Origin of the sequence: Microbispora sp. CL1-1 (genome assembly GCF_012034195.1) — a bacterium.
GTDB lineage: Bacteria > Actinomycetota > Actinomycetes > Streptosporangiales > Streptosporangiaceae > Microbispora.
Genome location: NZ_JAATEK010000030.1, coordinates 13,688 through 32,889, shown reverse-complemented (window position 1 = coordinate 32,889; position 19,202 = coordinate 13,688). Strand labels below are relative to the sequence as shown.

The following is a 19,202-nucleotide window of genomic DNA, read 5'->3' as shown; positions in this document are numbered from 1 at the left end:
CACCTTGGGCCCCACCGGCCACCGCCGCCTTCCCGAACCAGCGCGCGACTGCCTCGCCTCACCCCCCACGCCCTGCCCTGCCCTGCGGGGCATCCTGGAACACGCACAGCACCCCCATCCAGCCGCGCCGTGGTGCCCGTGGGCCTCCCAGAAGCGCACGGCGCCACACGCGGTCACCGCGCCGCCCTACCCGACGCCTGCCGAGCCCCGGCTGTTGTGGTGCCTGCGAGGTTGTCGTGGGAGAACGGGGGCCGGCGGGTGACAGTCCGCGGGGCGCGGGTGCGAGTGATGGTGCTGCGGGTGAGGGGGCGGGGTCGGCCGTCAGGAGGACGGGGCCCATGCCACCCACTGCCGTCAGCACGACGGGGCCCACGCCACCCCGTGCATCAGGACAACGGGGCCCACGCCACCCCGTGCATCAGGACAACGGGGCCCACGCCGCCGGGTGCGTCAGGAGGACGGGGCCCACGCCGCCGGGTGCTCCCCCTGGCGGGGCGGCGGGCTCGTCCAGTGCGGCCGCGTCCCGTTGATGGCACCGGGCGGGGTGACATAGGTGAGCGTGCCGAAGGGGCTGTCCATCGTCGCCAGCAGATCATCCACCACGGGCTGCCGCACCCCCGCCCCGTCGATCCCGACCCCGTCGATTCTGCCGAGATCGTCGAGCCACGCGGCGGTTCTCGCCAACGACACCTCGACGTGCCAGGAGCCGCCCTCGGCCGCCCGCCGGAGCAGCGCCGCGACCGCGCCGAACGCGGCCAGGTAGCCGGTGCCGTGATCGAGAGCCTGCGCGGGGAGCGGGCTCGGTCGCAGACCGTCGCCGTTCTCGTGGGCGATCCCGCATGCCATCTGGACGAGGCTGTCGAACCCCCTCCTCGATGCCCATGGCCCGCGCGAGCCGTACGCGGAGATGTCGACGCAGACGATGCCGGGCCGCAGGGCGGCGAGATCGTCCGGCCCGAACCCCCTGGCCCGCAGGGCACCGGGCCGGTATGCCTGAATGACCACATCGGCCTGGCGGACCAACTCTTTCAGCCTGTCCGCCTCCGAACGCAGGTCGATGTGGCACGACCGTTTGCCGAACGCCGTCTCCACCACGAGTCCCGGCACCTCCGGCAGGTGCGCGGCGCCCACCCGCAGCACGTCAGCGCCGTACGCCGCGAGCGCTCGCGCGGCCACCGGCCCCGCGATCACCCGGGTCAGATCGAGCACCCGCACGCCGCCCAGCGGCCGTTTCATCCCCGTCGGGGCGCTGGTGCCGAGGTCGCCGCGCATATGGCGGGCCTGCGCGCGGCCGGCCCCTCTGCCGGTCTCGCCGCCGACGGCCTCGCTCGCCTGACCGGCCCAGCCGGAGTCCCCATCCGCCTGACCGGCCCAGCCGGCATCCCCATCCGCCTCGCCGTCCCGGCCAGAATCCGCATCGGCCTGCCCGTCCCGGCCCGACAACCGGGAGAGGCCGACAAGGGGAAGTTCGGCCAGCGCCCCCGCCTGAGGGTGCGCGAGCCATTGGGCCCTGCTCCGCATCGCCGCCGCGCAACCGCCCTCGCGAATGACCGCGTCTTCGATCTCCACCGCCGTACGAGCGGCACACGCCCTGGCGACATCCTCCTTGCCCGAGCCGGGCGGCAGCCCGAGCGCGCGCAGGGCGGCGTCACGGTGATGGTCGAAGTTGCAGTGGAGCCGGACCCACCCGCCCGAGGTGCGGTAGTCCCCCGACAAGGCGGCCCAGGTATCCATGGCCTTCCCGTCTGTGCGGAAATGCCTCTCGCTCTGGAAGGCCACGGCAGCGTGCCGCACATCGATCGTCACGTCCGGATCGCCGTACGCGTCGCGAGCCGGTTCCCGGCCTCCGGGTCTTCCCCCGACGCTCTCCCCCATGTGGCCGGCGTACGCCGCGACGGCGGCGGCCAGGGCCCCGGCCGAGGCCGCGGCCATCGTGCCGATGGGGAAGACGGACGGCAGGACGGGGTCCTCACCGACGACTCGGACCTCCGGCAGGGCGACCCCGACGTCCGTCCCCAGCTCCCCGATCAGCGCCCCGATCAGCTTCGCGGTCACTGCCGACTCCTCACTGCCGATGCCTCACTGCGATGCCGTGCAGCGTCGATGCCTTGCGTCGTAGCGCTGGCCCAGGGGCATGCCTTGCGCCGACGCACTGGGTCGATGCCCTGCGCCCATGCCCTGCGTTCATGCCCTGCGTTCATGCCGTGCGTTCATGCTCTGTGGCGATGCCGGGCCACGTGCTCCACCACGGCGAAGCCGCCTGCCGGCTACCGGGGCCAGTATCCATACCGGTCGCTATCCGCCCATGACGGCCCTCCCCACTCCGGCTCCCGGCCTCGGTTGTGGACGGCATGAGCCTTGTCGCAGCCGTACGAGGGGTCTCGCCGCCGAGCCTGCGCCACCGCGACGATGCCGTCGCCGGGGTGGCCCAGCCGACGGCATTCCGCCGAGAACCCCGCCGGGCGCCCCCGATGGCGCGTTCAGCCCGTCCATCCGCGCGCGGCACGTCGCAGCCGCCACCCTCGGTCCACGTTCTCGACGAATCCCGCGGCGGCCAGGGCGCCGAGACAGGCGAGTGTCGTCCCGATGTCCACACCGGCGGCCACCGCGATAGCGGCGGGTCCTGTGGCGCCGCGCGCGGGGATCGCTTCGAGCACACGCCTGGTCTCATCGTTCAGCCCGTCGCGAGGCCGGATCGGCCCGCGTTGCTCCGGCGCGAGATCGTCACCGATGGAGCCGACCAGCTCGATGATCTCCTCAGGTGACGTGACGCAGACGGCCTTGCCCTGGCGGATAAGGACGTGGCAGCCCGTGGAGACGTCCGCGGTGATCGGACCGGGCACGGCCATCAGATGCCGGTTCAAGCCCCAGGCGTGCGTGGCCGTGTTGAGCGCACCGCTGCGCACGGCCGCCTGCACCACGACGGTCCCCCGGGACAGAGCGGCGATGACCCGGTTGCGGATGAGGAACCGCAGCCGTGTGGGGTGTGCGCCCGGCGGCCACTCGCTGATCACCGCGCCCTGCCGGCGCACGGCACGGAACAGGTCCTCATGAGCGCTGGGGTAACACACGTCCGTCCCGCAGGCGAGCACGACGACCGTCGGCGTTCCGGACGCCAGCGCGCCCCGGTGGGCAGCGCCGTCGATCCCGTAGGCGCCACCGCTGATCACCGTCCATCCGCGTCCGCCGAGACTCATCGCGAACTCGGCCGCCACGGTCGCGCCGTACGCCGTCGCTGCCCTGGCCCCGACGACGGAGACCGAGCGCAGACAGGAGAAGCGCAGGTTGGCATGTCCGTCCACCCACAGTCCGAACGGCCGCGCGTCGCCGAGGTCGTCGAGCTGGGTGGGCCATTCGGCGTCGCCCGGAACGACGAGCCGGGCTCCTCCCCGCATGCCTTGCGCCAGGTCGCCCGCGGGGTCCGTGTAACGGGCCGCCCAGGCCGCCGCGTGGCGGCCGAGATCGACATGGCGCCGGGACGCCTCGGCGTGGTCCTTCTCGTCACGCACGAAGTCAGGGTCGAGCACGCCGCGTCTCGCCCGCTCCATGGCACCGACCGGGCCATAGCGGGCGATCAGCCGGCTCATCACCGCATCGCCTGCCTCGGCCATCCGCATGATCGCCACGCGGGCCAGCCGCTCCGCCCTGCCCTGTCCGGTCGCGCCCTCGGCGTCCCCGGCCGAGCTGCCGCGGACGCCCGCTGCCTGAGAGGCGGTCTCACGGGCCGGCGCGTCGCCGGCAGTGGAGAATTCGGTCGTATCCATCAATCCACTCCCAGCCACAGTGCGAGGGCGGCCGACGTCTCGGCCTGGTCCGGGCGGTCCTTGCAGGAGAGATCCGCGAGAGTCCAGGAGATGCGGAGCACACGATCAAGGCCGCGGGCGCTGAGCGTGCCCACGTCGAGACCTCGGTGGAGCGGGGCCATCGCGGCGTCGGGCAGGCGGAAATCACGGTGCAATGCGGATGACGACACCTCCGCGTTGGTACGCCAGGGAGTGCCGGCCAACCGTTTGGCGGCCCGCTCGCGCGCCAGTCTCACCCGCTCGGCCACGGTCGCGCTGGTCTCCACGAAGTGCCGGTCCGCGAGCAGCTCGGCACGGGTGGCCCGGCCGATCTTCACCTTCACGTCGACGCGATCCAGCAGCGGCCCGGAAAGCCGGTCGAGATAGCGGCGCCGGCCCGCGGGTGTGCACTTGCAGGGGTGCCCGACCGTTCCCTGCAGTCCGCATGGACACGGATTCGCCGCCATGACCAGCATGAACCGGGCGGGGAAGGTGACGGTGCCGACGGCTCGCGCGATGGTCACCGTGCCCGACTCGAGGGGCTGCCGCAGGGAGTCGAGCACGGTCGTCGCGAACTCCGGCGCCTCGTCAAGGAAGAGCACGCCCCGGTGTGCCAGCGACACCGCTCCGGGCCGCACGACGCCTCCGCTCCCGCCGCCTACGACGGCAGCCATCGTGGCGCTGTGATGCGGGGCCACGAAAGGCGGCCGGGTGAGCAGCGGACGCCCCGGCGGCAGCGTTCCCGCCACCGAGTGGATGGCCGACACCTCCAGCGCCTTCTCCTGGTCGAGTGACGGCAGAAGGGTCGGCAGCCGCTCGGCGAGCATGGTCTTGCCGCTCCCGGGTGGGCCCAGCATCCAGAGATTGTGTCCTCCGGCGGCGCACACCTCCAGCGCCTTGCGGCCCATCGGCTGCCCCGCCACGTCGCACAGATCCGGTCCCGGCGCGCCGCCGTCGCCGCCGTACGGGCCTGCCGGGCGCGAGGCGTCCTCGACCCGCCGGGCGTAACCGCCATGTACTGCGACAGCGCTCTGCTTGGTGCGCGCGCCGTGTCCGCCGTGATCGGCGTGCTCGCCCTGCTTTGTGCGAGCACCGCGCCCGCCGTGCCCCTCATGCTCGGTATGAGCGTTCTGCTTGGTGCGCGCGCCATGTCCGCCGTGCTCGGGCTGTCCGACGTCTCCTGTGTGCTCGGCGTCCTGCGCGAGCGAGGCGGCGTCGTCCACCACCGGAAGCCGGTGCAGGTCGCCCGAGCGCAGCCACCCCACCAGTTCGCCGAGAGCGGCGACCGGGACCACGGTGAGATCGGGCACGAGAGCGGCCTCGGCGGCGTTGAGCGCGGGCACCACGATCGTGCGCACCCCCGCCTCCGCGGCGGCGAGCGCGGCCGGAAGCACGCCCCTGATCGGCCGGACCCTGCCGTCGAGACCGAGCTCGCCGACGAACACCGGCGCCGCGATCCGCTGCGCGGGCACAGCACCGGCCGCACCGAGCACCGCGATCGCGATGGCCAGTGCGATTGTCAAGCCGTGGCATACTTAGATTTATGAGCACCCCCACCCCACGCGACTACGTCCTCTACCTGCGCAAATCCAAAGGCCGCGCCGGGATCGCCCGCCAGCGCCGCGACGCCACCACCCACTGCGAGCGCCTCGGCGGCCGGATCGTCGCCGAGTTCGTCGACACCGACCGCACCGCCTTCGCCAAGGTCGGCGCCGGCCCCTCCCAACGCGACGACTACCAGGCCATGCTCGACTTCCTGCGTGCCGACACCCGGCCCCTCCCCCTCGGCGTGCTCGCCTGGCACGCCGACCGCCTGCACCGCGACCCCAGCGAAGCCGAGACCTTCCTGACCGTGTGTGCCTCCGGGCATCACCCCGTAGAGACTGCGCGCTCTGGTAACTACGACCTGACGACTCCGACCGGCCGCAAGCGCTTCCGCACTGACGTTGTCGACGCGGCCTACGAGGTGGACCACATGATCGAGCGAATCGAGTCCATGAAGGTGGAGGCCGCCCGGGAAGGGCGCTGGCTCGGCGGCCGGCGCCCGTTCGGGTACGAGGCCGACGGCGTCACCGTGCGCCCGGCCGAGGCCGCCGCTGCCGACCAGGCGGCCGACCAGGCCCTCGGCGGCCGGACCCTGAACAGCATCGCGAAGGAGTGGAACGCGAGCGGCATCACGACCTCGACCGGCGGCAAGTGGACAGAGGTCACCCTGCGCCGCATGCTCTTACGCCCGCGGAACGCGGGGATCATGGAGCACCGCGGCGAGGAGATCGGGCGCGCCGAGTGGCCGGCCATCATCGAAGAGACGAAGTGGCGGGCCCTGCGCGCGCTCCTGACCGATCCCGCCCGCCGCACCAGCCCAGGGAACGCCCGGCGCTGGCTCGGCTCGGGTCAGTTCGAGTGCGGCATCTGCGAGGAACTCGGCGAGCGCGACCAGCACGGCCGCCCCGTCACGGTAATCGCGGGCACCTCGGGCATGGGCGGCAAGGGCGACCGCGCGAGCGTGCCGGCCTACCGGTGCAGCGAGCACAAGGCGAGCCACGTCATCCGGAACGCCGAGCACCTCGACAAGTACGTGTCCATGGTGGCCGTGGAGTGGCTGTCGCAGCCCGGCGCAGTCGAGCTGTTCACGACGAGCGGCGAGGACCCTACGGCTCACGCTCGCGCCGTAGAGCGGGAAACGCTCCGCGCCCGGGAGCGTGAGGCCGCGCAGATGTTCGCCGCTGGGCAGATCACCGGCGCCCAGCTCGCCGAGATGAACGCGACCTGGGCGGCGCGCCGGTTCGAGCTGGACGCCGCGGACGCCGCTACCGCCCGCCGCTCGGCGCTCGACCCGTTCCGCAACGGCGATGCCCGGCAGGTGTGGGAGGGGCTCGACGTCGACCGGCGGCGTGCCGTGATCGCCGAGATCATGCGCGTCGTCGTACTGCCGGCCAAGCGCGGCAAGCCGAAGGGCTGGACACCGGAGCACGGCAAGAAGTGGGGGTACTTCGACCCCGCGAGCATCAGGATCGAGCGGCGGGAAGGTGAGGCTCCAGCTCCTTCGCCAACTGCCGGGTGATGTGCCCTCGCCGCGTACGTCGCTGCGCCGGCGTCATGTCGCCGAACTCGGCCAGACGCCGGTCGCGCTCCTGATGCAGGTTCCGACCCCATAGCTTCTCGGCCGCCGTGTAGACGTCCTCCGGCCGCAGGCCGAGGCGTGCCGCCAGCTCGGCGTCGGCCTGGAAGGAGACCACCTCGCTGGACAGCGAGTTGATCCAGCGCTGGGCCGCGCTTCCCCTGAGCGTGTGCGTGAGGCTCAGACGCGCCTGTCCGTCGAGCCACTGCCGATAGTCGCGCAGATCGACGGTCACCTCCGCAGACAGGCGCATCTCGCCGTTCCCGTGGAAGAACCGGGACAGCGGCACATCGTAGGAGCCCGCGAGCAGGGTCAGCGCCCCCAGGTCGATCGACTCCCGCCGGCCGCTCTCAATCGAGGCGACGTTCGCCGCCGTCCAGGCAAGCCCGTCAGCCCGCAGGACCTCGGCGGCCTCTTTTTGCGTCTGCCCCCACTGCGTCCGCAACTCGGCGAGGTTCCTGCCGACAACCTGCCCGATCGTGGGGACCTTCGTTGTCTCGTCTCCTGCCATGCCGTGAACCGTATCACTGCACGCTGCTTTGACCTAAGTGACCAAACAGTGAGATGCTTGCTGTGTTGAATGCAGCTTGCACTCAAGGAAGTGGTCAATGTCCCCCCTTCGTGCGTGGCGACTCGCGAACGGTCTGAGCCTGCAAGACGTGTCGGATCTGAGCGGCATCAGCGTGTCCATGATCAGCCGCGTCGAGCGTGGCCAGAAGCGGCTCTCTCCCCTCACCAAGGCCAAGGTCGCCCGTCGTCTCGGCGTGCGTATCCGTGACCTGTTCGAGGTCGAGGAGATCAGTGAGGCGAACGTCGCGTGATCGACATGGAAGCGCACATCCGCGCAGTAGTCCGCGAACTCGGCCCGCCCACCCCTGAGCAGATCGCCCGGCTCCGCCTCATCTTCGCCGGGGCGAGCGTCCAGGAGGCGGCCGATGCCGCCTGACACGACGAAGGGCGGCGCCCCCGCCCAGAAGCGCCGCCCCGCAAGATCAGCAGCCCACCAGGCCGCCCACGCCCACAGCGTACGGCACCCCCGCCGGCCCGGCATGCATTCCCTCGCCGAGTGCGTCGTCGAGGTCCTCGTCGACCTCGCCGCCATCCGCCGCGAGGGCGACGACGAGCAGGGACGGTCGTGACGGCAGGACCCATTGGCACGGTAGAACCCCTCAGCCCGAAGGGAGTGGAACAGTCTGTCCTCGGGCGATGCATGGAGGCTCCGGCCGTCGTCGGCATCATCCGGGACGTCCTGCCCGCCCCCGACCGGTTCAGCGACCCCCGGCACCAGGTCATCTATGCGGCGCTGATCGAACTCGCCGAACGCGGCGACCCAACCGACGCCCAGGCGCTCAAGGACCACCTGGAGCAGACCGGGAACCTCGCACAGGCCGGCGGCGCGCTGTACCTGGTCGAGGTCTACCGGGCCGGACAGTACGCCACCGATCCGACCTATCAGGCGCGGATGATCGCCCGCGAGGCCAACCTTCGGCGCATCACCGCCGCGCTCGACCGTGGCCAGGCGTGGGTGCAGAACCCTGCCCACCATGACGACCTGCCCGCACTGCTGGCCGCGATCCGCGACGAGGCCGCCCAGGCGCTCGCCGACGTCACCGCAGGCCAGGCTGTCGCCGCACAGGCGGCCAGCGCCCTGCCGATCCGGTCGCTCGCCGACATCGCTGCAGAGGTCGACGCCCGACCCCCGCGCCCCTTCCTGTTCCAACCCGTATGGGCCGCCGGCGACTACGGCGTGATGAGTGCCCAGGACAAGGCGGGCAAGACGTGGGCCATCCTCGACGCCGCGGTCAGCGCCGCCGCAGGCCTGCCCTGGCTGGGCGAATTCCCCTGCCAAACCAGCGGGGGCGTACTCGCCTTCCTCGGCGAGGGAAGCGACGCCAAGATGCTGCGCCGCATCCGAGCCATCGGCGCCCACAAAGGACTCACCCGAGAAGAGATCGACGCCCTGCCGATCCGGCTGTGCCTGCGAGCCCCGCGGCTTTCCCGCGATGACCACCTGGCCGTCATCGCCGCCGACCTGGAGCGGCACCGCCCGGTCCTCGCGATCGTCGATCCGCTGTACCTCGCCGCCGGCGGGGCCAACGGGGCCGACCTGTACTCCATGGGGGAACTTCTCGGCGGAATCCAGCACGTCGCCCAGGCCACCGGCACCAGCCTCCTTATCAGCCATCACTGGAACAAGACCGGCGAAGGCAGGGGTCACAACCGCTCCAGCGGAGTCGGCCCCGGTGCATGGGGGCGCGTGCTCATCAGCGTGGCCGTACTCAACAGCCGAACCGACCCTGCCACCAAGGAGACCGTCGTTCGCCTGCAATGGTCATTCAAGGGCGACGAGATCCCCGAAGACGACTACACCTTCGTTCGCCGCGTGTGGGCCGACAAGCCCGAGGACCTCAACAGCGCGCTCAACTACGAGATCAAGCGGGCCGACGACACCGTGACCGGCGACACGACAGAGGAGGCCGTACCGCTGCGCCCCGCGGCCCGACGCGTCCTGACCGTGCTCCAGAACAGTGCCTCGCCGCTGACCGTGAGCCAGATCGGCGACCTCCTGGCCAAGGAGGGCAACGGCAACCCGCCCCTGAAAAAGCGCACCATCCAGGACGCTCTCAAGGCACTGGAGGCGGCCGAGCTGGCGCACGAAGCGGGAGCGCGGGCGGGCGCTCCTGTCTGGATCGCGGACGCCGCACAGGAAGAGCCGACATGACCCCGTTGACCTGCGCGCACGTCGCGCATGCGCCGCGCATGCGGACTTGTGCGCGGCGGGAACGCAGGTGCGCACGCACGCACGTCCACCTATAGGACGTGCGCGTGCGTGCGCACCCTGCGCGCGCACCGCTCACGCCATGACTGTCCACGCCAACAACCCGCCGAAGGGGACCGAATGAAGACCCGCACCTCGTATCGCTCCGTCGACTTCCACCCCGCCCCGCCCGGCTGGCGCAGCGTCTTCCTCGCCGACGACGGGACCATCACGACCGAGCCCATGCCCGGATGGCTCATCCAGGAGGAGATCGAGTTCGACGCCGAGACCTTCGAGGACATCAGCCCCACGGGATACCGGCGCGTCGTCGCCTCCTACATGGACGGCGCCGAGCTTGAGCCGGTCTCCGATTTCTCCGGCTTCTGGTGCGTCATCAGCCCGGACCAGCCGCTACCCACAGCGGAGCAGGCCGCCGAGGAACTGGCTAGCCGCCGAGCGGGACACGGGCGGTGAGACCCATCCCCGGGACCGGCGAGCCCGGTGCCACCGTCGACGACCGAATCGCCGACCTCATCGCCCGCGCACGGGAGCAACGGGCACGCACCGCCGAGCTACGCCGCCAGATGGCCATCAGGCGCGCCTACGGCCTACGCCGCCGCCACGCCGCCAAGGAAGCCCGTACGACCGCCGAGCAGCCGCCGGCCGACGACATGGAGACGCCCGCATGACACCGCACGATCACACCCTGGAGCCCGGGCTGCGCACCGCCACGCGCGTCATAGCCCAGCACATCGCCGAACTCGAGGCCGACATCGTGACCCAGAGCCGCGACGGCCACCCGGTGCACGCCCTCTACGCCGCATACACCGCTTCCTACCTCCGGGACCTCCTCGTCCATCTCGTCGGCCCCACCTGGCACTACTGGGCAGCCGAGCAGCCGCCGCCGGCCTGCGACACGAAGGAGGAGTGACCGCCGATGGCCACGGATGGCCTGCGCAGGCAGGACGTGGGCGCGCGTCCACCGGGGGCCCTCGCGCACAGGCGCGCGTCAGGCGACCCCGGTTCGTTCGACCGGTCAAAGCAGTGCGATAAGTGGTCGAAGTTCCTGCCGGAGCCCGCCGAGCGTGAGCGCCTGGCCGCCACGCTCGGCGCCGCCCTTAAGGCGTTGCGCGCCGAGTACGGCATCGGCACGCGCCCGCTCGCCAGGCGCTCCACCGTCGCCCGCTCGACGATCACCCGCCTGGAGTCCGGACAGCGCCGGCCACGCCCCGCGATCCTCGCCGCGATCGCCTACGGCCTCGACCCCGGCCGCGTCGACGAGCTGGCCGAGCTGCTCGCCACGGCGGCCGGCGACTCGCTCCGGCCCGACACCCCTGGCGGGATCCGCCGCCGCGCACGCCGTACGGCCAAGGCGCGCCGCGTGGCTGGTGTTGTGAGGTGGCGTCTCCAGCGCGAAGCCGAGCAGGCGCGGCACGCGGAAATCGTCGTCACCTTCAACGCGCTGCGGAAGCTGCCGCTCGACCCGTGGCGATCCGACCTCGCCCCGGCCGACCTGGACCGCCTCGCCGCGCAGCTCGCCGCCCACCACGAAGCGCTCGACGAGTCCCGCCGCCTGCACAACCGCGCCGACCACCTGCAGCGCGTCCTCAGCCGCCCGCATCACCCCCTGGAGACGAAGCTCGATGCCTGACACCCCCGACACCAGCACGCCGGACGAGCGCCCTCGCAGCGTCGAGGAGATGCGGCAGTGGCTGCGCGACTTCCAGAAGGCGCAGCGGATCGTACGGCTCGCCCAGGGCAAGGGGAGGCCGCGCACGCGCGCCGAGATGGACGTGTGGATCCGGGGCGCGCGGAACCGGCTCGGCATCGCCGACGAGCAGACCGGCGAGGGCGATGCGAGTTCCGTAGCGGCGGCCGCGCCGAGGCCTCAGCCGACGAAACCCGGGCGTCCGTTGCGTCGCCCGCCGGCGACACCTCGAGTAACCGACGAAACCCCGGACGGCACCTGATGTGCCCCGTCTGCCGAGGCCCGATCATCCCCGCCCGCACCGGGCGCCCCCCGATCTACTGCGGCACCGCATGCCGTCAGGCCGCCCACCGTGCCCGCCTGCGCGCCGAGCAGGCACGCGAGCAGGCAGCCCACACACGTGGCCGTGTCGCCTCTCACGTCGAGCGCCTGGCCGCTCTCGTCGAGCAGCTCGCCGACGCAGCCCGCCCGCTCGACCAGGACCACGACGACGAGATGCACACGGGATGGGAACAGGACGTCGAGGACCTCGCCGCGCGCTGTGCCCGCCTCGCCGACCAGGTGACCAGCGCCGCACGCGATCACCGCCGCCTCGTCGTCGACTACCGACATGCCGCGATCACCGCCGGGTTCCGTGACGTGGCCACGGCCGCCGCGGTGCACGACGAAACTCCGGCGCCCCCGGGTGGGGGATGACCCCTTCCGGCCCGGGGGGCCGGAACGCGGGGGAGGCGAATCGCTGGCGCCGCAACTAGAAGGATTTGCGCGGGACGATCAAGGAGCTGAAGACCATGCCGGACAGGCTGCAGCGGGCCGAATTTCCGCAGGCCGCGCCCGCCATCATCGCCGCCGGCGGCGTCTTCCTTCCCGGCGGCGTCTGCCATCCGCTGTGGCTGGCCCTGCGCGCCCAGATAGACCGGCAGCGCGCGGACGGCGGGCAGGTTCGCCCCGAGATCGCCGCCGCCCTCGACGCGTTGCGCGCGGCCGGCCTCGCCACCTGTCCGCGAACGGACGTCCCTCGCGGACATTCGCGGACATCGGCGCATCGTCGGATCGTGAGCTGCTCACCACCGAGCAGCTCGCCGTTCGTCTCGGCGTGTCGGAGCGCCACGCGCGGCGCCTGGCCTCCCTGGCAGGGATCAGGCCGGCGGCGCGGAACGCCTGGCATCGGGACGACGTCGCGCACCTGGCCGACCTGAGGAGAAACGATGCCGCTGCCGCCCGATCCGCTCCCGCACCCGAACGAGGACCCTGACAACCTGGCCGCCCGGCAGTCGAAGGCGGACTTCACCGCGGCTGCGAAGGCCGCCCGCGAGAATTTCCGCCTGTCGGACCTCGCGAAGGCCGAGGAGATCGCCGCCGCGTACGACACGCACGTGAAGGAGACCGCCGCCGCGTACGAGCGCCTCATCGCGCGGCGCCGCGCCCGGGCGGAGTACCTCGAATCGCTGCTCCCCATCGGCCCGGGCATCCCGAAGGGTACGAGCCCGGCCGATGCCGCGGTGTTGATGACCGCATTCCGTACGGCGTTCGCGACCGCGAAGGAGGCGTCCCACGAGGAGCGCCGGGGGCTGCTGGCCGAGGCCGAGCGGTTCGGCGACGACGCGATGCGCCGCGCGGTCCTGACCGCCGCGCTGGACCAGGGCCAGATGGACCTCATCAAGTCCTGGACGGCCCTGCACTCAGACAAGGCCGATCTCCTCGATGAGCTTCGAGCGCTGCGCGAGGCACTCGCCAACTGGGGCTCGCTGCACCTTTGGGATTCGCAGGACTTCCGGCCGCTGCAGAAGCCGACCGAGGCGGTCAACCTTCCGATGCTGCAGGCGAACTACGAGCGGAGCGTGCTGCCGGGGCAGTCGCGGCCGACCGGCCGCACCACCCGCCGGCCTGCCGTCGTGGAGCTTCCCCCGGTCAGGAGGGACTGACCATGGCGGCTCAGCTCCCGCCCCACCTTGCCCCCCGCATCACCGCGGCGGCCGTGCAGCTCGTCCAGGCCGCCCGCGCCGGGCTCGACGAGCAGGCCGTCACCGCGCTCCTGAACGGCGCCCTGGTCGAGCTGTACCGCGAGGCAGGGCAAGACCACGGCCCGGGGCTCGGCATGGCCATCATGCGGGAGCTGAGCCTCACCCAGGCCAGGATCGCCGCACGCCTCGCCGATGGCTGGGACGCCGGCACGGCAGGCGATCCCGCGTCCGCCTACCTGGCCGAGCTGGTCGCGCTGACCGGCCGAGGAACGGAGTAACCGCATGACCATGTCGATCGGTGAGCTGGTCGGCTTCATCGACCTCGACGACCGCGGCTTCGGCAAGGGCCTCGACGCCGCAGGCAAGGACCTCGGCAGGCTCCAGTCCGTCGCCACCCGCTCCCTGCAGTCCGTCGAGCAGGAGGCAATCCAGAACCTCAATCGGGTCGCTTCGGAGCTCGGCGACGCGTTCGATCCTGCTGAGGCGCTCGCCGACGTCAACCGCCTGGTCGCCGGGTTCGCGCAGGACATGGACCGCATGGAGGCCGAGGCCAGCCGTGGCGGGCGCGGCATCGTCGAGGCGCTTGAGCGCGCGCTCGACGACGCCGGGGACGTCGCGCGCCGCTCGGGCGAGGACGCCGGGAAGGGCTTCGGCGACGGCGTCGACGGCGCCGGGCGGTCCCGGATGGGCGGCATCGGCGACAAGTTCATCGGGTCGCTGAAGGCCGCCGGGTGGCTCGCGGCCGGCGCCGCGATCGGCGGCCTGCTGATGAAGGGCCTTGAGGGCGCGATGGACGCCGAGGAGGCCAAGGCCAAGCTGTTCGCTCAGGTTGGCGCGACCGATCCGGAGATGAAGCGTCTCGGCGGCGCCGCGGGGAAGGTCTGGGCCGACGCGTACGGCGAGAGCATGTCGGACGTCACGGATGCGATCAAGAGCGTGGTCCAGAACATCGACGGCATGCGGGGCGCGTCCGAGGACACGCTCAAGTCCATCGCCGAGAGGGCGATGGACACCGCCACGATCATGGACGAGGACGTCGGTGCGGTCACCAGCTCGGTCTCACAGCTCATGCGGACCGGCCTCGCGAAGAACGCCGAGGAGGCGTTCGACGTCATGGTGCGCGGCGCGCAGCTCGGCGCCGACAAGAGCCAAGACCTGCTCGACACGCTGAACGAGTACCCGACGCACTTCCGCGATCTTGGCCTGACCGCCAAGGAGTCCCTCGGTCTCATGATGCAGGGACTGAAGGGAGGCGCCCGGGACAGCGACCAGGTTGCCGACGGGCTGAAAGAACTCACGCTCCGGGTCCGCGGCATGGACACCAACGCCGTCCCCGCCCTGCAGAAGCTCGGGCTGAACGCGAAGGGCATGGCGGACGCCTTCTCCGCCGGGGGCAAGAAGGCGCACGACGCGTTCGGCACCATCTTGCAGCGGCTCCGTGAGGTGAAGGACCCCACCGAGCGCTACCAGCTCGCCGTCGCCCTGTTCGGCACCAAGGCCGAGGACATGGCCAAGGGCATTAACGAGCTCGACCTGTCGAAGGCGGGCAAGGAGATCGGCAAGGTCGGCGGGGCCGCGAAAGACGCCGGGGACAAGCTGCACGACACCGCGGCGAACAAGATCGAGCAGTTCAAACGGGCGCTCCAGGCCGGTCTCGTCGACTTCCTCGGCGGGACCGTCCTGCCCGCTGTTCAGGGCTTCGCTGACAAGTTCGACCTTGAAGGGCTGGGCGAGAAGGTCGGCCCCGCGCTTCAGGAAGTGCGCGGCCTGTTCGAGAGCGTGTTCGGCGACATCGGCCAGTGGATCGAGGACCACCAGGACAAGATCGACGAATGGTCGGACAAGATCGGCGGCGCGGCAGACGACATCAAGGGCATCCTGTCCGACGTCCGCGCATTCTGGGACGAGTGGGGCTCGAGCATCCTCGAAGGCGCGGGCATGCTGGTCGACGGCGTCGTGAGCCAGTTCTCCGGCGGCTGGCAGCTCGTCAAGGGCGTCTGGGACACCGCGATCGGGCTACTGACCGGCGACTGGGAGAAATTCAAGGAAGGGATTCTCTCTATCGGCTCCGGCCTTTGGGAAACCCTGAATTCAATGACTTTCGGCGCGCTCGGGAAATTCACCGACGGAATATCGGAGAAGATTTCTCTCGCCGGAAAGTATTTCTCCCAGCTGAAGGATAAAGTCCTTGACGCGGTGAAGGGCGCGAAGGACTGGCTGGTCAAGACCGGCAAGGACATCGTGTCCGGCCTGTGGTCCGGGATCCAGGGCATGGGCGGCTGGATCAAGTCCAAGGTCACCAGCTTTTTCGGCACGTTGGTGCCGGACTGGGTGAAGAAGGCGCTCGACTCCCACTCCCCGTCGCGGGTGTTCGCGGCGATCGGTGGCGACACCGTCACCGGCTTCGTGCAGGGCGTGCTCCAGCAGCAGCCCCGCGCGCAGATGACCGCCAAGCAGTTCGCGAAGCTGGTCAAGGACGCGTTCGCCGTTGACCTCAAGGGCGCACCTGATCCCCTGGTCGAGTTCGTGAAGAAGAACAACGACCAGCTCAAGGATCTGGCGGACAAGCGCGCCGAGATCATGAAGACGATCGCCGATGCGAAGAAGTACGCCGACGACCTCGCGAAACAGATGGTCGACTTCGCCTCGGTGGCGAACCTCGGTCTGGAGAAGACCGACGGGCCCGAGGACATGATCAGCGGGCTCAACGAGAAGCTCAACGCCATCAAGAAGTTCGCCAACGACATCAAAACCCTGGCCGAGCGCGGGCTCAATAAAACGACTCTGCAGCAGATCATCGACGCCGGGCCCGAGAAAGGGCTGAGCCTGGCGGAAATGCTGGTCGGCGCGGACGGCTCCGAGATTAAGGCCATCAACTCCGCCCAGAAGAAAATCGACAAGGTATCCAAGCAGATGGGCAAGAATTCGGCGGACGCCTTGTACGACGTGGGCAAGAAGGCGGGCGACGGCTTCCTCAAGGGCCTCGAAGGAAAACTCAAGGAAACCGAGTCGATGATGGCCAAGATCGCCAAGGCCGTCGTCGACGCCGCGAAGAAGCAGCTCGGCGTGAAGAGCCCCAGCCGGGTGTTCATGGGCATCGGCGACAACACCATGCTCGGCTACATCAAGGGCGTCCTCGGCCAGCAGCAGGCGACCGTGTCCGCCGTCGCCGGAGTCGTCGGCAAGGCCGCCGCGACGGCGTCCCGCGTGCCCGGCCTGACGCCCGGGCCCATGTCCGGGCCGAGCTCGGCGCCCGCGTACGGCGGCGCGTACGGCGCACCCGGGCTGGTGCAGCCATCGGCCGGCAGCGGCGTCGTCGTTCACATGCACGATCCGGTGGTCCGCGAGGAGGCCGACATCGGCCGCCTGGGCGCCGAGTTCGCCTTCAAGTACCGCGCACGCGGCTGACGTCCCCCGCACACCCCTGAACCCACCCCACAGGAGCGCACACCATGGCCATGGCCACCTCATACCTGGACTCCATTGCCGACGCCGGAGCGGCTGTAATCACCCACCTCGGCCTGGTCGACGACACCGGGACGGAGATCACCGGCGAAGGGTACGAGCGGCAGGAGGTCACCTGGACCGACTCCGTCAACGGCGTGATCAAGCCGACCGCCAACCTGGTCTTCGACATCCCCGCCGGCGCAACCGTCGCCGGGTGGCGGGGATACTCGACCCTGGCTGTCGGTGTCGACTACGGCGGCGCGGCACTGCCCCAGCAGACGTTCAGCAGCGCGGGGACGTACACGCTGCTTGCCGCGCAGACCACCATCGACCACCACGCCCTGGAGGAGTTCCTGCGGCGTGTCGGCGACACCATGACCGGCGACCTGGTCATCGGCGACGGCGCCGTCTCGCGCTCCCTGACGATGCGCTCGTCGTTCGCCGGCGGCGAGGACGAAGGCGAGGCCGGGCAGTTCGACTCGACCTCCAGGATCAACCTGGAGTCCTACCAGCGGGCCGACTTCAACAGCTACGGCGAGGTGCTGCGCATCTACTCGCGCCGCGCCGACTCCAAGCAGATGATCGCCTGGTATGGGCCGACCGACTTCGACGACACCACCCGCGCGCCGATCGGCAACGACAAGCCGTGGTTCTGGATGGGCGCCCACTACGAGGCCAACGACCATGGCTCGGTGCACGGGCATTGGTCGTGCGAGGTGCCTGACACCACCGGCGCCCTGCAGACCCGGTTCGAGATGAAGATCTGGAATCCGGCGACCGGCGAGTACGGCATGGACAAGACGAACATCCTGACCAACGCCGCGGACTTCACCGTCCGCTGCACGAACGGTCAGGTGCTCCGCCTGTCGGCGAACGACTCCCACAACAAGGACATCCAGTTCAACCTCGACCACGACGGCGCCGACGCCTCGCAGCGGTGGCGGATCCGCGTAACCTCGACCGATGCGGACCTGCAGATCCTGCGCTACGACGACACCGGGACTCTGCAGGACGCCCCGTTGGCGATCGACCGCGGCACGGGCAAGGTCACCATCGGCGGCACCTCCGGCAGCGCTCAGGGCCTCGACGTGCTCCGCAACGGTGGCACGGCGCTGTCGGTGACGCAGCTCGCCGCCGGCGCGACCGTGCTCAACCTGTTCGGTGCCGACACCGCGACGCGTGCGTTTCAGGTGCAGGTGACCGGCGACACCTTCGGCCGGTTCGCGGTCGGCGCAGACGGCGCCCTGCAGTGGGGATCCGGCGCGGCCGCCCGCGACGTCACCCTCTACCGGTCCAGCGCGGACGTGCTCAAGACCGACGACAGCCTGCACGTGGATGGGAACCTGCGCGTGCGCTCGACCAGCCTCGGCGGCGGCTCCGGCGTCGTCGCGATCGCCAACGCCTCCGTCGTCCCCACCTCCAACCCGACCGGCGGCGGCGTGATGTTCGCCGAGGGCGGCGCGCTGAAGTGGCGCGGCTCGGCCGGCACCGTCACCACGATCGCCCCGGCGTAAGGACAAGCCGTGACCGACCTCACCGCGACCGCCGACGAGCTGCTCGACATCGTCCGCGAGCGCTTCCCCCGCGAGTACGAGATCGCGTTCCTGACGCTGGCCAACCGCAAGCAGGCCGAGCGCCTCGCCGAGCTCGAACGGGCCGCACAGCAGCCCTGAGAAGACACGTCCGCCCGTCACCCCCGGAGGTGACGGGCGGACTGTCTCATGCGACGACGGGGCGGCTCTGGCGCCGCCCTGGCCGCCGTCAGGCCTGTTCGTCGCGCTGCTCCTGGCGGCCGCCGTCGAGCAGCTTGACCAGCACCCGGCGGGCGTTGGTCATCAGCCGGTCGAGCGCCTCCTGCTCGGCCGGGGTGGTCGGCACGCCGAGCAGCGCATCCCACTGCCGGTCGAACCGCCGGCGCGGCACCGGCCCGGTCACCGCCACACCCCCGACATCGTGGGCGCCTGGCGCCGGGCGGCCAGCGCCGCCGACTCCTCCCGCAGCGCGGCCTCCAGCTCGGCTGCCGTACGCGCCCGAAGGATCAGCGGCTCAGGAACGGGCCAGGCCGTCAGGGCGTAGAAGCAGCGGGATCCGGTGCCGTACAGCACCGTCCACCCGGGCCACTGCCCGGCCAGGCGCCGGGCCTCGGCGTGCTGGTCGAGGTCCCAGGCGCGGGGCTTCCACGCGCCCGGAGCGGCCCCTTCGCGGTGCCGGCCTTTCGGCCTGCGCCGCGGGTGCGGGCGGCCGTCGCCGGGGGTCACGGTGGGCTGGCGAACCTGAACGAGTGGCCGATGGGCCGTAGGCTCTTGCATGGGTCGGACCTCCACCGTCCGATCAAGGGCCCGTCGTGGCGTTCCCGCGCCTGGCGGGCCCGATCTGTCATTAGGACTCGTTGCCAGCGTAGCTCTCTTACCCGTGCTTAACC

At 71.0% G+C, this 19,202-nt stretch carries 23 protein-coding genes; 17 read left to right on the top strand and 6 right to left on the bottom strand.

Annotated features, from left to right (window positions below):
* Window positions 1–450 precede the first annotated feature (450 nt).
* The 3 genes from HCK04_RS41445 to HCK04_RS42815 all read right to left on the bottom strand — a co-directional run bounded on the left by HCK04_RS41445 (window position 451) and on the right by HCK04_RS42815 (window position 5,305).
* Window positions 451–2,055: a CoA transferase gene (locus HCK04_RS41445; RefSeq protein ID WP_205830816.1), complete on the bottom strand. Its 1,605-nt coding sequence runs from the start codon at window positions 2,053–2,055 to the stop codon at window positions 451–453.
* Between the two features lie 425 nt (window positions 2,056–2,480).
* The gene (gene dprA, locus HCK04_RS28525) at window positions 2,481–3,764 is read right to left on the bottom strand and encodes a DNA-processing protein DprA (protein WP_142650471.1); all 1,284 of its coding nucleotides are present in this window, start codon (window positions 3,762–3,764) and stop codon (window positions 2,481–2,483) included.
* Window positions 3,764–5,305 (bottom strand): ATP-binding protein, encoded by a 1,542-nt coding sequence (locus tag HCK04_RS42815; protein ID WP_240971897.1) that lies wholly within the window; start codon window positions 5,303–5,305, stop codon window positions 3,764–3,766. The genes dprA and HCK04_RS42815 overlap by 1 nt, the downstream gene beginning before the upstream one ends.
* A 20-nt stretch (window positions 5,306–5,325) precedes the next feature.
* Here HCK04_RS42815 and HCK04_RS28510 point away from each other — a divergent pair, with 20 nt between their 5' ends.
* Window positions 5,326–6,846, top strand: a complete 1,521-nt coding sequence (locus HCK04_RS28510) for a recombinase family protein (protein WP_142650470.1) — start codon at window positions 5,326–5,328, stop codon at window positions 6,844–6,846.
* On the opposite strand, the gene HCK04_RS28505 is transcribed toward HCK04_RS28510, so the two are convergent.
* Entirely contained in the window at window positions 6,791–7,414 is a 624-nt protein-coding gene (locus HCK04_RS28505) for a hypothetical protein (RefSeq protein WP_142650469.1), read from the bottom strand. The two genes, HCK04_RS28510 and HCK04_RS28505, sit on opposite strands and share 56 nt — an antisense overlap.
* A gap of 97 nt (window positions 7,415–7,511) precedes the next feature.
* Between HCK04_RS28505 and HCK04_RS28500 the strand changes: the two genes are divergently transcribed.
* The 16 genes from HCK04_RS28500 (at window position 7,512) to HCK04_RS28430 (ending at window position 18,453) form a co-directional block, all read left to right on the top strand.
* A complete protein-coding gene (locus HCK04_RS28500) occupies window positions 7,512–7,724 on the top strand; it encodes a helix-turn-helix transcriptional regulator (protein WP_142650468.1) in 213 nt (70 codons plus the stop codon).
* Window positions 7,721–7,849, top strand: coding sequence for a hypothetical protein (locus tag HCK04_RS43800; protein ID WP_260617438.1), 129 nt, complete (start codon window positions 7,721–7,723; stop codon window positions 7,847–7,849). The genes HCK04_RS28500 and HCK04_RS43800 overlap by 4 nt, the downstream gene beginning before the upstream one ends.
* Complete coding sequence (locus tag HCK04_RS28495; RefSeq protein ID WP_142650467.1) at window positions 7,839–8,042, top strand: hypothetical protein; 204 nt, start codon at window positions 7,839–7,841, stop codon at window positions 8,040–8,042. The genes HCK04_RS43800 and HCK04_RS28495 overlap by 11 nt, the downstream gene beginning before the upstream one ends.
* Window positions 7,970–9,625, top strand: a complete 1,656-nt coding sequence (locus tag HCK04_RS28490) for an AAA family ATPase (protein WP_312845776.1) — start codon at window positions 7,970–7,972, stop codon at window positions 9,623–9,625. Before HCK04_RS28495 ends, HCK04_RS28490 begins: the two co-directional genes overlap by 73 nt.
* Window positions 9,626–9,802: 177 nt before the next feature.
* Window positions 9,803–10,135 carry a hypothetical protein gene (locus HCK04_RS28485; RefSeq protein ID WP_142650465.1) on the top strand — a complete coding sequence of 111 codons (333 nt, stop codon included), beginning with the start codon at window positions 9,803–9,805 and terminating at the stop codon, window positions 10,133–10,135.
* Window positions 10,132–10,350 carry a hypothetical protein gene (locus HCK04_RS28480; protein WP_142650464.1) on the top strand — a complete coding sequence of 73 codons (219 nt, stop codon included), beginning with the start codon at window positions 10,132–10,134 and terminating at the stop codon, window positions 10,348–10,350. The genes HCK04_RS28485 and HCK04_RS28480 overlap by 4 nt, the downstream gene beginning before the upstream one ends.
* Window positions 10,347–10,592 carry a hypothetical protein gene (locus HCK04_RS28475; RefSeq protein WP_142650463.1) on the top strand — a complete coding sequence of 82 codons (246 nt, stop codon included), beginning with the start codon at window positions 10,347–10,349 and terminating at the stop codon, window positions 10,590–10,592. Before HCK04_RS28480 ends, HCK04_RS28475 begins: the two co-directional genes overlap by 4 nt.
* Before the next feature lie 6 nt (window positions 10,593–10,598).
* Window positions 10,599–11,312 carry a helix-turn-helix transcriptional regulator gene (locus HCK04_RS28470; protein WP_142650462.1) on the top strand — a complete coding sequence of 238 codons (714 nt, stop codon included), beginning with the start codon at window positions 10,599–10,601 and terminating at the stop codon, window positions 11,310–11,312.
* Window positions 11,305–11,631 carry a hypothetical protein gene (locus tag HCK04_RS28465; protein ID WP_142650461.1) on the top strand — a complete coding sequence of 109 codons (327 nt, stop codon included), beginning with the start codon at window positions 11,305–11,307 and terminating at the stop codon, window positions 11,629–11,631. The genes HCK04_RS28470 and HCK04_RS28465 overlap by 8 nt, the downstream gene beginning before the upstream one ends.
* Complete coding sequence (locus tag HCK04_RS41440; protein WP_185949052.1) at window positions 11,631–12,065, top strand: hypothetical protein; 435 nt, start codon at window positions 11,631–11,633, stop codon at window positions 12,063–12,065. The genes HCK04_RS28465 and HCK04_RS41440 overlap by 1 nt, the downstream gene beginning before the upstream one ends.
* Before the next feature lie 95 nt (window positions 12,066–12,160).
* On the top strand, window positions 12,161–12,568 hold the full coding sequence (locus HCK04_RS28455) for a hypothetical protein (RefSeq protein WP_168066340.1): 408 nt from the start codon (window positions 12,161–12,163) through the stop codon (window positions 12,566–12,568).
* Window positions 12,569–12,577: 9 nt separating this feature from the next.
* Entirely contained in the window at window positions 12,578–13,294 is a 717-nt protein-coding gene (locus tag HCK04_RS28450) for a hypothetical protein (RefSeq protein WP_142650459.1), read from the top strand.
* A 2-nt stretch (window positions 13,295–13,296) separates the two neighbouring features.
* Window positions 13,297–13,611, top strand: a complete 315-nt coding sequence (locus tag HCK04_RS28445; protein ID WP_142650458.1) for a hypothetical protein — start codon at window positions 13,297–13,299, stop codon at window positions 13,609–13,611.
* A gap of 4 nt (window positions 13,612–13,615) precedes the next feature.
* The gene (locus tag HCK04_RS28440; RefSeq protein WP_142650457.1) at window positions 13,616–16,741 is read left to right on the top strand and encodes a phage tail tape measure protein; all 3,126 of its coding nucleotides are present in this window, start codon (window positions 13,616–13,618) and stop codon (window positions 16,739–16,741) included.
* Window positions 16,742–16,785: 44 nt separating this feature from the next.
* Window positions 16,786–18,294 (top strand): hypothetical protein, encoded by a 1,509-nt coding sequence (locus tag HCK04_RS41435; protein WP_205830815.1) that lies wholly within the window; start codon window positions 16,786–16,788, stop codon window positions 18,292–18,294.
* Between the two features lie 9 nt (window positions 18,295–18,303).
* Window positions 18,304–18,453 carry a hypothetical protein gene (locus tag HCK04_RS28430; protein WP_168066338.1) on the top strand — a complete coding sequence of 50 codons (150 nt, stop codon included), beginning with the start codon at window positions 18,304–18,306 and terminating at the stop codon, window positions 18,451–18,453.
* A gap of 88 nt (window positions 18,454–18,541) precedes the next feature.
* Here HCK04_RS28430 and HCK04_RS28425 read toward each other — a convergent pair whose 3' ends face one another.
* Entirely contained in the window at window positions 18,542–18,715 is a 174-nt protein-coding gene (locus tag HCK04_RS28425) for a hypothetical protein (RefSeq protein ID WP_168066336.1), read from the bottom strand.
* On the bottom strand, window positions 18,712–19,038 hold the full coding sequence (locus tag HCK04_RS28420) for a hypothetical protein (protein ID WP_142650456.1): 327 nt from the start codon (window positions 19,036–19,038) through the stop codon (window positions 18,712–18,714). Before HCK04_RS28420 ends, HCK04_RS28425 begins: the two co-directional genes overlap by 4 nt.
* Window positions 19,039–19,202 lie beyond the last annotated feature (164 nt).